This window comes from Azonexus sp. R2A61 (genome assembly GCF_021401135.1).
Lineage (GTDB): Bacteria > Pseudomonadota > Gammaproteobacteria > Burkholderiales > Rhodocyclaceae > Azonexus.
Map to the genome: position 1 here is coordinate 806,255 of NZ_JACBFO010000001.1, position 12,211 is coordinate 818,465.

At 65.4% G+C, this 12,211-nt stretch carries 14 protein-coding genes; 3 read left to right on the forward strand and 11 right to left on the reverse strand.

Going from position 1 to position 12,211, the window contains the following annotated elements:
- Positions 1 to 13 precede the first annotated feature (13 nt).
- From prfA to grxD, 3 genes are read left to right on the forward strand one after another with little or no spacing between them, the layout of a single operon-like run.
- Positions 14 to 1,096: a peptide chain release factor 1 gene (gene prfA, locus L0962_RS04005; RefSeq protein WP_234084449.1), complete on the forward strand. Its 1,083-nt coding sequence runs from the start codon at positions 14 to 16 to the stop codon at positions 1,094 to 1,096.
- Positions 1,093 to 1,914 (forward strand): peptide chain release factor N(5)-glutamine methyltransferase, encoded by an 822-nt coding sequence (prmC, locus tag L0962_RS04010; RefSeq protein WP_234084451.1) that lies wholly within the window; start codon positions 1,093 to 1,095, stop codon positions 1,912 to 1,914. Before prfA ends, prmC begins: the two co-directional genes overlap by 4 nt.
- A 16-nt stretch (positions 1,915 to 1,930) precedes the next feature.
- The gene (gene grxD / locus L0962_RS04015) at positions 1,931 to 2,254 is read left to right on the forward strand and encodes a Grx4 family monothiol glutaredoxin (protein ID WP_234084454.1); all 324 of its coding nucleotides are present in this window, start codon (positions 1,931 to 1,933) and stop codon (positions 2,252 to 2,254) included.
- 50 nt (positions 2,255 to 2,304) lie between these two features.
- Here the strand turns inward: grxD and L0962_RS04020 are convergent, their stop codons facing one another.
- The 11 genes from L0962_RS04020 to L0962_RS04070 all read right to left on the reverse strand — a co-directional run bounded on the left by L0962_RS04020 (position 2,305) and on the right by L0962_RS04070 (position 12,128).
- Complete coding sequence (locus L0962_RS04020) at positions 2,305 to 3,396, reverse strand: chemotaxis response regulator protein-glutamate methylesterase (protein WP_234084456.1); 1,092 nt, start codon at positions 3,394 to 3,396, stop codon at positions 2,305 to 2,307.
- Positions 3,378 to 3,911 (reverse strand): chemotaxis protein CheD, encoded by a 534-nt coding sequence (locus L0962_RS04025; RefSeq protein ID WP_234084458.1) that lies wholly within the window; start codon positions 3,909 to 3,911, stop codon positions 3,378 to 3,380. Before L0962_RS04025 ends, L0962_RS04020 begins: the two co-directional genes overlap by 19 nt.
- Entirely contained in the window at positions 3,904 to 4,731 is an 828-nt protein-coding gene (locus L0962_RS04030) for a protein-glutamate O-methyltransferase CheR (protein WP_234084460.1), read from the reverse strand. The genes L0962_RS04025 and L0962_RS04030 overlap by 8 nt, the downstream gene beginning before the upstream one ends.
- Positions 4,732 to 4,744: 13 nt before the next feature.
- A complete protein-coding gene (locus L0962_RS04035; RefSeq protein WP_234084462.1) occupies positions 4,745 to 5,278 on the reverse strand; it encodes a chemotaxis protein CheW in 534 nt (177 codons plus the stop codon).
- Between the two features lie 3 nt (positions 5,279 to 5,281).
- Positions 5,282 to 6,886, reverse strand: coding sequence for a methyl-accepting chemotaxis protein (locus tag L0962_RS04040; protein ID WP_234084464.1), 1,605 nt, complete (start codon positions 6,884 to 6,886; stop codon positions 5,282 to 5,284).
- Positions 6,887 to 6,948: 62 nt separating this feature from the next.
- Complete coding sequence (locus tag L0962_RS04045) at positions 6,949 to 9,087, reverse strand: chemotaxis protein CheA (RefSeq protein WP_234084466.1); 2,139 nt, start codon at positions 9,085 to 9,087, stop codon at positions 6,949 to 6,951.
- Entirely contained in the window at positions 9,084 to 9,404 is a 321-nt protein-coding gene (locus tag L0962_RS04050) for a lipid asymmetry maintenance protein MlaB (protein WP_234084468.1), read from the reverse strand. Before L0962_RS04050 ends, L0962_RS04045 begins: the two co-directional genes overlap by 4 nt.
- A 25-nt stretch (positions 9,405 to 9,429) precedes the next feature.
- Entirely contained in the window at positions 9,430 to 9,798 is a 369-nt protein-coding gene (locus L0962_RS04055; protein ID WP_234084470.1) for a response regulator, read from the reverse strand.
- Positions 9,799 to 9,813: 15 nt separating this feature from the next.
- On the reverse strand, positions 9,814 to 11,001 hold the full coding sequence (locus L0962_RS04060; RefSeq protein ID WP_234084472.1) for a methyl-accepting chemotaxis protein: 1,188 nt from the start codon (positions 10,999 to 11,001) through the stop codon (positions 9,814 to 9,816).
- Positions 10,998 to 11,594: a helix-turn-helix domain-containing protein gene (locus L0962_RS04065; protein WP_234084475.1), complete on the reverse strand. Its 597-nt coding sequence runs from the start codon at positions 11,592 to 11,594 to the stop codon at positions 10,998 to 11,000. Before L0962_RS04065 ends, L0962_RS04060 begins: the two co-directional genes overlap by 4 nt.
- A 156-nt stretch (positions 11,595 to 11,750) precedes the next feature.
- Entirely contained in the window at positions 11,751 to 12,128 is a 378-nt protein-coding gene (locus tag L0962_RS04070; RefSeq protein WP_234084477.1) for an OsmC family protein, read from the reverse strand.
- Positions 12,129 to 12,211 lie beyond the last annotated feature (83 nt).

Below are 12,211 nucleotides of genomic sequence, written 5' to 3' on the forward strand. Positions count from 1 at the left end.
TGCCGGCCGCTGCATGAAGCCCTCCATTCGCCAGAAACTCGATCTGCTGGTCGACCGCCTCGATGAAATCGACCGCATGCTGTCGTCGCCCGACGCGGCCGGCGACATGGCGCAGTTCACTCGGCTGTCGCGCGAGCGCGCCGAGGTCGAGCCGGTGGTTGTGCAGTACACCGCCTTCCGCCAGGCTGAGAACGACATCGTCGAAGCCGAGGCGATGCTGGCCGATCCCGACATGCGCGAATTCGCCGAGGAGGAGATGGCGGTTGCCCGCGGCAAGCTGCCGGCGCTCGAGGTCGAGCTGCAGAAGCTGCTGCTGCCCCGGGACCCCAACGACGAGCGCAACGTCATCCTGGAAATCCGTGCCGGTACCGGCGGCGACGAGTCGGCGCTGTTTGCCGGCGACCTGTTCCGCATGTACTCGCGTTACGCCGAGCGCCAGCGCTGGCCGGTCGAAGTGCTGTCGGCCAGCGAATCCGATCTCGGCGGCTACAAGGAAGTGATCTGCCGCATCGCCGGCAACGGCGCCTATTCGCGGCTCAAGTTCGAATCCGGCGGCCACCGTGTGCAGCGCGTGCCGGAAACCGAAACCCAGGGGCGTATCCATACCTCGGCCTGCACCGTCGCGGTGATGCCGGAAGCCGACGAGGTCGAGGATGTCGACCTCAACCCGGCCGACCTGCGCATCGACACCTTCCGCGCCTCGGGTGCCGGTGGTCAGCACATCAACAAGACCGATTCGGCGGTGCGCATCACCCACCTGCCGACCGGCATCGTCGCCGAATGTCAGGACGGCCGCTCGCAGCACGCCAACAAGGCGTCGGCGATGCGCGTGCTGGCGGCACGGATCAAGGACGTGCAGGTGCGCGCCCAGCAAAGCCACATCGCCAGCACGCGCAAGAGCCTGATCGGTTCCGGCGACCGCTCCGAGCGCATCCGCACCTACAACTTCCCGCAGTGCCGGGTCACCGATCACCGCATCAACCTGACGCTGTACAAGATCGCCGCGATCATGGAAGGCGACATGGACGAAGTGCTCGACGCGCTGGCCGCCGAACACCAGGCCGACCTGCTGGCCGAACTGGCCGAGCAGCAATGACGCTGGGCGAGGCGCTGGCCGCCGCGCGCGGCCGCATCGACCGGCTCGACGCCCGCTTGCTGCTGCAAACCGTCAGCGGCTGCACGCATGCGGATTTGCTGGCGCGGCCCGAAACGCCGCTGCTCGGGCCGGCCGCCGAGCAGTTTCTGGCCTGGGTCGACCGTCGTGCCGGCGGCGAACCGCTGGCCTATCTGGTCGGCGAGGCCGAGTTTCGCGGCCGGGTCTTCCAGGTATCGCCCGACGTGCTGATTCCGCGGCCGGAAACCGAAATCCTGATCGATCTTGCGGTCGACCGCAGCAAAACGCTAAAAAATCCGCGACTGCTCGATCTCGGCACCGGTTCCGGCATCGTCGCCATTTCGCTGGCGCTGGAATGTCCGGCGGCCGAGCTTGTTGCGGTCGACCTGTCGCCGGCGGCAATTTCCGTCGCCCGCAACAATGCCGGGCGGCTGGGCGCGCGCGTCGGCTTCGTTGAGAGCGACTGGTTCTCGGCGCTGGCCGGGCAAAAATTCGACCTGATCGTTTCGAACCCGCCTTACGTCGCCGACGGCGATCCGCACCTGGCGCTGAACGGCCTGCCCTTCGAGCCGCAGATGGCGCTGACCGACGGCGAGCCGGGCGGCAACGGGCTGGCCTGCATCCGCCGTATCGTCGGCGAAGCGCCGGCCTATCTCAATGCCGGCGGCTGGCTGCTGTTCGAGCATGGCTACGACCAGGGCGAAGCCAGCCGGAACTTATTGCGCGCTACCGGGTTCCAAAGCGCGTTCACTCATCCCGACCTGGCCGGCATCGACCGCGTGTCCGGCGGTCAACTTTGAAAAGCAGGAGAAAAGCATGTCCGACGTTCAGCAACGCATCCGGGAAACCGTGACCGGCAATCCGGTCGTCCTCTACATGAAGGGCGATGCCCGCTTCCCGCAGTGCGGTTTCTCGGCGACCGCGGTGCAGATCCTCAAGGCCTGCGGCGTCGACGAGTTTGTCACGGTCAACGTGCTGGCCGACGAGGAAATCCGCCAGGGCATCAAGGAATACGCCAGCTGGCCGACCATTCCGCAGCTCTACGTCAAGGGCGAATTCGTCGGCGGCTGCGACATCATGCGCGAGATGTACCAGGCCGGCGAACTGCAGCAGATGCTGGAAGGCATCGCCAAGGTCTGAGGCGACGCCCGCCGTGCAGGACCGAGGCCGCCCGCGGGCGGCCTTTTTCGTCAACCCTTGCGGCTGATCCGCCCGAGGATGGCCTCGGGGATGTTTTTCAGCGCCAGCACCCGGTCGACCGCACCCAGCTTGACCGCCTCCTTGGGCATGCCGTAAACCACGCAGCTGTCCTCGTCCTGGCCGACCGTCCAGGCGCCGGCATCGTGCATCTCCTTGAGCCCCTTGGCGCCGTCGTCGCCCATGCCGGTCATGATGATGCCGACCGCGTTGCGCCCGGCGAAGCGGGCCGCCGAGCGGAACAGGACGTCGACCGATGGACAGTGGCGGCTGACCGGCGGGCCCTCGACGACGTCGACGACGTACTGGGCGCCGTTGCGGCGCAGCATCATGTGCTTGCCGCCGGGGGCGATCAGGGCGCGCCCGGCCATCACCCGGTCGCCGTGCGCCGCCTCCTTGACCTCGATCTGGCAGAGGCTGTTCAGCCGCTGGGCGAAGGCCGCGGTGAACTTCGCGGGCATGTGCTGGACGATGACCAGGCCCGGGCAGACGCGGGGCAGGGCGGTGAGCACGACTTCCAGGGCCTGCGTGCCGCCGGTTGAGGTGCCGATGGCGACGATGTTCTCGGTGGTCTGGGCCATCGCCTGGCCGTGCTCGGCCGGGGCCAGCATGACGTCGGCCGACAGCTTGGCCGGGCCCGGGCCGAGCGGGGCCAGCGGTCGCGCCGGGCCGAGGCGCTTGAGGTTGGCCTTGGCGGCGGCGCGGATGGCGTGGATCAGTTCGCTGGCGCTTTCAAGCAGGAACTGGCGCAGCGCGGTCTTCGGCTTGGTGACGATGGCGAAGGCGCCGGCGGCGAGCACCTGCATCGCGGTTTCCGAACCGCGCTCGGTCAGCGTCGAACAGATGATCACCGGCGTCGGGCGGCTGGCCATGATCTTCTTGAGGAAGGTCACGCCGTCCATGCGCGGCATCTCGACGTCGAGCACGATGACGTCGGGCCAGGCCTTCTGCATCCGCTCGAGCGCGAAGATCGGGTCCGGTGCGGTGGCGATCACCTCGATCCCGGCATCTTCGCCGAGGCTGGCCGAGAGAACCTGGCGGACGACGGCGGAGTCGTCGACGATCATTACCTTGATGGTTTGCATGCGGTGCTTTCTCCTGAGTCAGCCTGGTCTGCGACCAGGGTCGAATGCCTGAGATGGACGTGGCCGCTCCAGATGTCGAAGAGCAGGTGGCGATGGCCGTAGCCTTCGACATGCCCGCCGACACAGGTCAGGCAATGGTTTTGCAGCAGCGCCAGGGCGGCCTCGACGTTTTTCTTGCCGATGTGCCGGTCGTTGCGTCGGGTCAGTTCGGGAAACATGTTGCCGCCGCCGAAGATGCGCAGGCGGAAGCTGGCCGGGGTCAGGCCGTGGCGGCGGATTTCATCGAGCATCAACTGCATCGCCTCGTCGGCATAGCGTCCGTCCGGCAACGCGCCGCAGCGGCTGCCGCGGCTGGGCAGCATGAAGTGGCTCATGCCGCCGACCAATTCCTGCGGGTGCCAGAAAACCAGCGAGACGCACGAGCCGAGCACGGTACGCAGGCGCGTGTAGCGGTCGCCGAAGTGGAGTTCGCCGGGTTGCAGGAAATACTCGATGACACCGTCGGGCTTACGCATCGGGCTTGCGGTAGATCGAAGGGCGGACCGGCTTCAGCGCCTCGGTGATGCCGTTCAGGTTTTCCGAATGGCTGATCATGAAGTGGCCGCCGGGCCGGAGCATCGGCAGGAGGCGGCGGACGACCTGCTGCTTGGTTTCGACGTCGAAGTAGATCATCACGTTGCGCAGGAAGATGACGTCGAAGATGCCGAGATTGGGCAGGGCGTTGTTCAGATTGATCTGGCGAAAGCCGACCCGCTCGCGCAACGCCGGATTGATCAGGACGCTGCCCTCGTGGGCGCCGATGCCGCGCAGGCAGTGCTTGTGCAGCAGGGGCCGGGGGATGCCGTCGCAATCGGCGAGCGGATAGAGGCCGCCGGCCGCTTCCTTGAGGACGCGGGTGCTCAGGTCGGACGCGACGATTTCCCAGGGGCGCTGCAGGCCGAGGCTTTCGGCGAGCACCATGGCGATCGTGTAGGGCTCCTCGCCGCTCGAGCAGGCAGCGCTCCAGACGCGGAACGGGCCGCGTCCGATGGCGCCGGGCAGGATCTGGTCGCGCAGGAAATCGAAATGCTTCGGCTCGCGGAAGAAGTAGGTCTCGTTGGTGGTCAGCAGGTCGATGGCGTGCTGCATTTCCTGAGCGTTTCCCTGGACCTGCCGGAAATACTCGCTGTAGCTGCCGATCTCGAGCTGGCGCAGGCGCTTCGACAGGCGCCCGGCGACCAGCGGTTTCTTGGCGTCGCCCAGGCTGATTCCCGCCTGCTTGTGGATCAGGCTGCGGAACAGCTGGAACTCCTTGTCGCTGAGTACGGCGGGGGCGCCTGGATTTTCCCGGACCACGATCCGCTCCCGCTCAGCCAGCCGCCAGCGCCGCTTCGGGGCGCTCGGCGAAGGCCGACAAGGTGGCCAGCTCGTCGACCGAGAGCACGCGTCCCATGTCGAGCAGGATCACGAAGCGGCCGGCGATCTTGCCCATGCCGGAAATGAAGTCGGCGCGGATGCGCGCGCCGAAAGCCGGCGGCGGCTCGATCTCGGCCTGCGGGATCTCGAGGACCTCGCTGACCGTATCGACGACGATGCCGATCACTTGGTGATCGTCGTCGGCGCCGAGTTCGATGATGACGATGCAGGTGCGCCGGGTGACCTCGGTGGCTGGCGCACCGAAGCGCGCCTTCAGGTCGATTACCGGCACCACCGCGCCGCGCAGGTTGATGACGCCGCGAATGCTGGGCGGCATCATCGGCACGGTGGTGATCTGGCCGAATTCGATGATTTCCTTGACGCTCAGGGTCTCGACGGCAAACATCTCGCCGCCCAGGGTGAAGGTCAGGTACTGGCGCGGCTCGGCCGGCTGTGCCGCGGTTGCCGTGGGAGCGGGCGAATGCATGGCTCAGCCCTCGAACTGGACGAAATCGGCATGGCTGAACACCGCTGCCTTGCCTTTGCCCTTGGCCGGCGACTCCTGACGCAGCGCGCGGTGGCCGGCGTCGCGCGGGTTGGCGCTGCCGACCCGGAAGAAGGACATCACCTGGGTCAGGCTTTCAGCCTGCGAGCTCATCTCCTCGGCGGTGGCAGCCAGTTCTTCCGACGACGACGCATTCTGCTGGGTGGCCTGGCTGAGCTGGGTCATCGCGGCGTTGATCTGGCCGACGCCGGAGCTTTGTTCGTCGGAGGCCGAGGTGATTTCCTGGACTAGGTCGGAGGTCTTGGTGATGGTCGGGATGATCACCTCGAACAGGTCGCCGGCGCGCTCGGCCAGGGCCACGCTGCTCTTGGCGGTTTCGCTGATTTCCTGGGCGGCGATCTGGCTGCGCTCGGCCAGCTTGCGCACTTCGGCGGCGACCACCGCGAAGCCCTTGCCGTGCTCGCCGGCACGGGCCGCTTCGATGGCGGCGTTGAGCGCGAGCAGATTGGTCTGGTAGGCGATGTCGTCGACGATGCCGATCTTGTCGGCGATGCTCTTCATCGCGGTGACCGTCGAGCGCACTGCCTCGCCGCCTTCGACGGCTTCCTTGGCGGCCTTGCTGGCCATGCCGTCGGTGAGCTTGGCGTTATCGCTGTTCTGCGTCACCGAGGCGGCCATTTCTTCCATCGACGCCGAGGTTTCCTCGACCGACGCGGCCTGTTCGGAAGACGATTGCGACAGGCTCTGGGCGGTTGCCGACACTTCTTCCGAGGCGCTGGCCAGGGATTCGGCGGTGGCGCGGACTTCGGCAATCGTCGAGGACAGGCGTTCGACCATGTTGCGCAGGTTGAACAGCAGGCTGTCGTTGTCGCCCGGCTTGGTGTCGACGCGGAGGGTCATGTCGCCTTCCGACATCGCCTTGATGATTTCGGCGGCGTAGGCCGGTTCGCCACCCAGTTGGCGCATCAGGCTGCGGGTGATCAGCAGGCCGATCAGGCTGACGGCGATCAGCGTGGCCAGGCCGGTGACGATGGCTACCCAATGGGCATTGGCTTCGGTGGCGGTGGCTTCGTCGGCGGCCTTCTTGCCGAGTTCGGCGTTGTACTGGCGATGTTCCTCGAAGGCTTCCCAGAGCCGGGCCATCACGCGCTGGTTGGCCATCAGCAGGTCACGCGCTTCTTCCATCTTGTTGGCCCGCGAGAGGATCAGGACCTTCTCTCGCAACTGGTCGAAATCGGCCAGGGCGGCGCGATCCGCCGCCAGCAGGCTACGGTCCTTGTCGTCGGTGAGCAGTGTTTCGTAAGCCTTGAGCGCTTCATCGATATCCTTGCGGCTGGTGCTCATCCGTTCCTCGATGCCGGCCATCACCTTGTCGTCGGAGGCGGCGATGTGCTGCCAGAGCTGGGTGCGCATCGCGGCCATCGGCGAGAAGGCCTGGTCGATGGTGAGCAGGCTGGGAACGGTATTGGCGTTGCCGTAGTTGGCCGAGTTGAAGACCCGGTTCATCTGGGTCAGGCCGAGGACGGCGAGGAGGACGACGCCAAGTGCTGCCGAGAGCACGAGGAAGATCATTTTTTTGGTGACGGTCATGATGGGTCTCCGGGGAGGAAGGGTTGCCGCTGGCGGCAGACGATGATTGGAAGGGCTGCGGTTTAGGTGTTGCTGGTGCATGTTTCGGTGCCGCCGGTTGCCGCCGGCTGGCTTTGCTGGGTGACCTGCCTGACCAGGCCCGGGATGTCGAGGATCAGGGCGACCTCGCCACTGCCCAGGATGGTCGAGCCGCCGATGCCGCGGATCTGGCTGAAGACCTTGCCGAGCGGTTTGATCACGGTCTGGAACTCGCCCATCAGGCGATCGACGACGAGGCCGGCACGCTGTCCAGCGTACTGGACGACGACCACGTTTTCGCGCGTCGGGGGCGGTGCGCTGACCTCGAATTGCTCGCGCAGGCGGACGAAAGGCAGGACGCTGCCGCGCAGGTTGAGGTAGTCCGGCGCTGTCTGCTCGCTGGCCGGCAGCGCCGGCAGTTCGATGCATTCGACCACCATGTCGAGCGGCAGCACGTAGGCGGCGTTGCCGACGCCGACCATGAAGCCGTCGATGATCGCCAGGGTCAGCGGCAGGCGGATGCGTACCGTGGTGCCGACACCCTCGACGCTTTCGATGTCGACGGTGCCGCGCAGCGCCATGATGTTGCGCTTGACCACGTCCATGCCGACGCCGCGGCCGGAGAGCTTGCTCACCTGTTCGGCGGTGGAGAAGCCCGGCTCGAAGACGAGGTTGAAGATTTCCTTGTCGGACAGGGCCTGGCTCTCGCCGATCAGGCCGCGTTCGATCGCCTTCTTGAGGATCCGCGCCTTGTTCAGGCCGCCGCCGTCGTCGCTGACTTCGATGACGATGCTGCCGGATTCGTGGAAGGCGTTGAGGCGGAGTTGCCCGGTGGCCGGTTTGCCCCGCGCCAGGCGGACCTCGGCGGGTTCGATGCCGTGGTCCATCGAGTTGCGGACGATGTGGGTCAGCGGGTCGCCGATCTTCTCGACGACGGTCTTGTCGAGTTCGGTATCGCCGCCGCGGATGTCGAGCGCGATGTCCTTGCCGATTTCCTTGGCGACGTCCCTGACCACCCGCCGGAAGCGGTTGAAGGTGGCCCCGATCTGCACCATGCGCAGGGTCAGTGCCGAGTCGCGGACGTCTTCGACCAGCCGCGAGACCAGGGTCGTCGCCTCGATCAGCGCCGGCAGCTTCGAGTTACGTGCGACCATGCTGGCGCCGGCGCCGGCGATGATCAGTTCTCCGACCAGGTTGATCAGTTGGTCGAGCTTGCCGGCGTCGACCCGGATCAGGCTGCTTTCGCTGCTCTTGTTCTCCTTGACCGACGGCTCAGCGACTTCTCCGCCGAGCATGCTGGCTGCTCCCGCGGGGGCATCGCCGGGGTGGTTCAGCGCGGCAATCTCTTCCGGGCCAAGACTGCCCAGCGCGAGCAGGATGGCCTGCATCCCGGCGTCCTTATCCAGCGTGTCGATCATCCGGCGGTACGTGTCCAGCGGAGCACCCGGCGGCAGCACATGGATCAGGCAGTCGTCGCGGATGAACTCGAAGGCGCCATTGATCTCGTCCGGCGTCCGGTCGCTGGCAAAAGCCAGTTCGACGCCGAGATAGCAGGCTTCCGGATCGATTTCCGCGAGCGATGGAATGGCATCGGTCACGCAATGAAGCGCAGCGATTTCGCCGAGTGTCGCCAGGTAGCGGAGGATGGATACGGGGTCCATGCCATGGCGCAACACGTCCGGGCCGAAGCGCAGCGAAATGTGCCAATGCGGGTTGTTGACCGCAGCAAGGTCGGCTGTTGTCGCCGGCTTGTCCGCCGACGGCTGTTTGGCGTCTGCGGCGAGCGCTGCGTCGAGGTAGCTTTCCAGCCTGGCCTGCAATGCCTGTCCGTCGGCCTGGATGGCTGCGCCCGGAGAGGCCTGGGCGGCCAGCAGTTCGATCAGCTGTCCGAGGTGGTCGCCGGCTTTCAGCAGCAGGGCGCCGAGGCCCGGGTCGAGCGCGATTTCGTTGTTGCGGACGCGGTCGAGCACGCTCTCGGCAACGTGGGTGAAGGCGACGATGTGGTCGAGGCCGAACAGGCCGGCGCTGCCCTTGATGGTGTGGGCGGCGCGGAAGATGGCGTTGATCGTTTCCGGGTCGTTCGGCCGGCTTTCCATGTCGAGCAGGGCTTCTTCCATCTGCAGCAGCAGTTCCCGGCTTTCGGCGATGAAGGTCTGCAGGGGGTCTTCGTGTTCGGCGCTCATTGTCCGGCCTCGCTTTCCTGGTGAAGGGCGTCGCTGCCCAGCTGTTCGTTCAGCCGGACAAGGTCGAACAGCCCGCGGACCGCGGCGCTGGGGTTCGCCAGCTCGAGCTGGCGGCCTTCGCCGTTGGCCAGGCGCTTGGCCGCCAGCAGCAGTTGCAGGCCGGCGCTGTCGATTTCGGCGACTTCGGCAAGCTGCAGCCGGATGTCGTCGGTGCCGGCCATTTCGCCGATCAGGCGGTCGCGCCATTCGCTGGCGGTATAGATCGTCAGTTCGCCGCTGATGGTGATGTCGCGGCTGCTGCGGGCGGATTCGTTCATGATTGCGCCTCCTCGGGCTGGGGATTCAGGGCAGGATCAGCTTGCCGACCGCTGCCAGCATCTGTGCCGGCTGGAAGGGCTTGACCACCCAGGCCTTGGCGCCGGCGGCCTGGCCGGCCTGCTTCTTGGCGTCGCCGGCTTCGGTTGTGAGCATGATCACCGGGGTGAATTTGTAGGCCGGCAGCTGCTTGCTTTCCTTGACGAAGGTGATGCCGTCCATGTTGGGCATGTTCACGTCGCTGATGATCAGGTGGATCTTGCGACCGTCGAGTTTCTTCAATCCGTCGACGCCGTCGCACGCTTCGATCACGTCGTAGCCGGCGCCCTTGAGGGCGATGCTGACGACTTGCCGCAGCGACGCGGAGTCATCGACGATCAGGATGGTCTTGGCCATGGTTTTCTCCGTCATTCAAAAAAAGGTGATGTCGTCGGTGTCGGCGCCCTGGTTGGCGCCGGTGCCGGCATGCAGGCGGTGCTGCTCGGGGGTGGTGAATTGCCGGGTCATGTCGTGCAACCAGGCGGCGGGGTCGAGTTGGCCGGCCGGGCGCCCGGCGGCGACCTCGCCGCCGGCCAGCCGGAGGCGTTCCTCAAGCTGGCGCAAGTCGATCCGGACGTGGTCCAGGATCTGGCCGACCCGGTCCTGGAACTGCAGGGCGACCAGCACATCGGCGATTTCGCGGCCGATGTGTTCGCCCTGGCGGGTCAGGGTGCTGGCGTTGTCGACCAGCACCTCGGCGGCATTCCGCAGCCGTGCTACAACGTCGCCGATGTGCGTGCCCGCGTTGTCGATCAGCTGGAGCTCCTGTTCGGCATAGTGCTGGGAACTGAGCAGCGTGCTGGCGATGCACTGATTGACGACGGCGACGGTTTCCGCAATCTTCTTGCCGGTATCGCCGGAGAGGGATGAGAGCTTGCGGACTTCGTCGGCGACCACGGCAAAGCCTCGGCCGGTTTCGCCTGCCCTGGCCGCTTCGATGGCGGCGTTGAGGGCCAGCAGATTGGTTTGTTTGGCGATTTCGCCGACATCCCGGGCCATCGATTCCAGCTGGCCGGTCTTGGCGGACAGGTCATGCACCTGGTGCAGGAGCGCATCCTTGTTGCTCAGCGTGCCCTGCAGGCGGGCGATGATTCCGTTCAGTTCGGCTTCGCTGCTGGCCAGCAAGCCCGCCATGTCGACGCCTTCTCCGGAGCGGGCTGCGGCAATGGTGTTCTGGACGCCTTCGGAGAGGCTGCCGAAGCGTTGGCTGAGCGCGGTGATCGATTCCTCGGTCTGACTATGGACGATGTCGATCTGGCTTGCCCAGATCGGCAGGACCTGTACGCACAGTTCGTCGAGCCCCTGCAGGCGGGCCGCTGCCATTTCCTGCGTCGTGCGTCGTGCCTCGTTCAGGTGTTCGTGCCAGGCCTGTTGTTGTGCCTTGCTCAGGTGCCGTAGCCAGAATGCGCCGATGCTTGTGGCCAGCAGCATGACGGCGATGCTTCCGGCTGCCGGGAGGCTCCAGCCAAGTCCGAACAGGCTGATTGCACAACCGCCCAGTAGCGCAGGCATCAGGGGCAGGGGCGAGATTGCGCCCGGGAGCGGGTGCGATGGACTCATGCTTTTCTCCGGTGGTTCTGGCGTCCTTGGCGGAAGGCGCGGATCAGGCCGCACATTTCGTCGGATGAAGGGGGTTTGCCGAGCAGAACGAATTCGGTGGGCAGGTATTGCTGGCATTGGCCGGCCATGTCTGCGGGATTGGCGGTCAAGGCGATCAGCAGTGGGCCGGCGGGACGGGGGGTCTGCTGTTGTGCGCCGAGGGCGGTCAGGTCGAGCTCGTCGATGTCGGCGATGAGCACGTCCGGCGTGTCGTTGCCGAGGTTGAGCAGGCTTTCGAAGGTGTTCGGTGAAAGCCGGATCTTGCTGTCCGGGAACAACTCGCCCAGGACTTTCCCGAGCGCTTCGCGTTCCTGCTGGTTGCTTTCGATGACCAGGATGGTCAGGTGACGATCGCCGGAAGCTGTGTCGTCGTGTTGCCGGGTGAGCATCTGCGCGATCGAATGGCGCAGGATGCGGCGGTGACCTCCCGGTGTCTTCCAGGCCTCAAGCATTCCCTGTTCGACCCAGAGCTGGATCGTGCGTACGCTGACCCCGAGGGTTCTCGCGGCTTCGCTGGTGGAACAGGTATCGGGAGGGGTGATGAGTGTTTTCATGGCGTCTGCAAGGTTTTGCAGATATTGCCATTTTTATTATTATTGTCAATAGATTTAATTTATTTGTTGTTTTGTTGTCATTATTGGTGTTTTTTGGCTTTGGCCAAAAGAAAGCCCGCTGACGAGCGGGCTTGTGCGCTGAAGAGACTGGGCGTCTCAGACTTCGGCGACCTGGAAGTCGATGGTCGGACCGTCCATGACCACTTCCTTGACCGCGCAGTGTTTGATGCTGTCGAGGATGGCGGCCTTCTGCTCGGCACTGAAATGGGCCGGAAAACGGACGTCGGTCTTGAATTTGGCCAGCGTCAGCGGGCCTTTCGGGCCGGCGAAGGGCTTGCAGTCGATGGCGATGCCTTCGGCCGCAATGCCCAGCTCCTTGCAGGCCTTCTTGGCGTACACCGCGGCGCAGGCGGCGAGTGTTGCGTAGAAACCTTCGAGCGGGTTCATCAGGCTGCCGTTCAGCGCGAAGCTGGCTTCGTGCTTGCCGGTACTGACCTTGATCAGCGGGGAATTGTCACAGAGGGTGGCGTACATGCGGTTCGTCCTGAAGGATGTTTTCGTTCGACGAGGTTTCGTCGCGAACCGCGATCATATCAGCAGTTGCTTATATGATGAAA

What these genes read in the sequence shown, in the direction of transcription:
- prfA (WP_234084449.1), top strand. Translation starts at nt 14, where the DNA reads ATGAAGCCCTCCATTCGCCAGAAACTCGATCTGCTGGTCGACCGCCTC.
- prmC (WP_234084451.1), top strand. Translation starts at nt 1,093, where the DNA reads ATGACGCTGGGCGAGGCGCTGGCCGCCGCGCGCGGCCGCATCGACCGG.
- grxD (WP_234084454.1), top strand. Translation starts at nt 1,931, where the DNA reads ATGTCCGACGTTCAGCAACGCATCCGGGAAACCGTGACCGGCAATCCG.
- L0962_RS04020 (WP_234084456.1), bottom strand. Translation starts at nt 3,396, where the DNA reads ATGCAAACCATCAAGGTAATGATCGTCGACGACTCCGCCGTCGTCCGC.
- L0962_RS04025 (WP_234084458.1), bottom strand. Translation starts at nt 3,911, where the DNA reads ATGCGTAAGCCCGACGGTGTCATCGAGTATTTCCTGCAACCCGGCGAA.
- L0962_RS04035 (WP_234084462.1), bottom strand. Translation starts at nt 5,278, where the DNA reads ATGCATTCGCCCGCTCCCACGGCAACCGCGGCACAGCCGGCCGAGCCG.
- L0962_RS04040 (WP_234084464.1), bottom strand. Translation starts at nt 6,886, where the DNA reads ATGACCGTCACCAAAAAAATGATCTTCCTCGTGCTCTCGGCAGCACTT.
- L0962_RS04045 (WP_234084466.1), bottom strand. Translation starts at nt 9,087, where the DNA reads ATGAGCGCCGAACACGAAGACCCCCTGCAGACCTTCATCGCCGAAAGC.
- L0962_RS04050 (WP_234084468.1), bottom strand. Translation starts at nt 9,404, where the DNA reads ATGAACGAATCCGCCCGCAGCAGCCGCGACATCACCATCAGCGGCGAA.
- L0962_RS04055 (WP_234084470.1), bottom strand. Translation starts at nt 9,798, where the DNA reads ATGGCCAAGACCATCCTGATCGTCGATGACTCCGCGTCGCTGCGGCAA.
- L0962_RS04060 (WP_234084472.1), bottom strand. Translation starts at nt 11,001, where the DNA reads ATGAGTCCATCGCACCCGCTCCCGGGCGCAATCTCGCCCCTGCCCCTG.
- L0962_RS04065 (WP_234084475.1), bottom strand. Translation starts at nt 11,594, where the DNA reads ATGAAAACACTCATCACCCCTCCCGATACCTGTTCCACCAGCGAAGCC.
- L0962_RS04070 (WP_234084477.1), bottom strand. Translation starts at nt 12,128, where the DNA reads ATGTACGCCACCCTCTGTGACAATTCCCCGCTGATCAAGGTCAGTACC.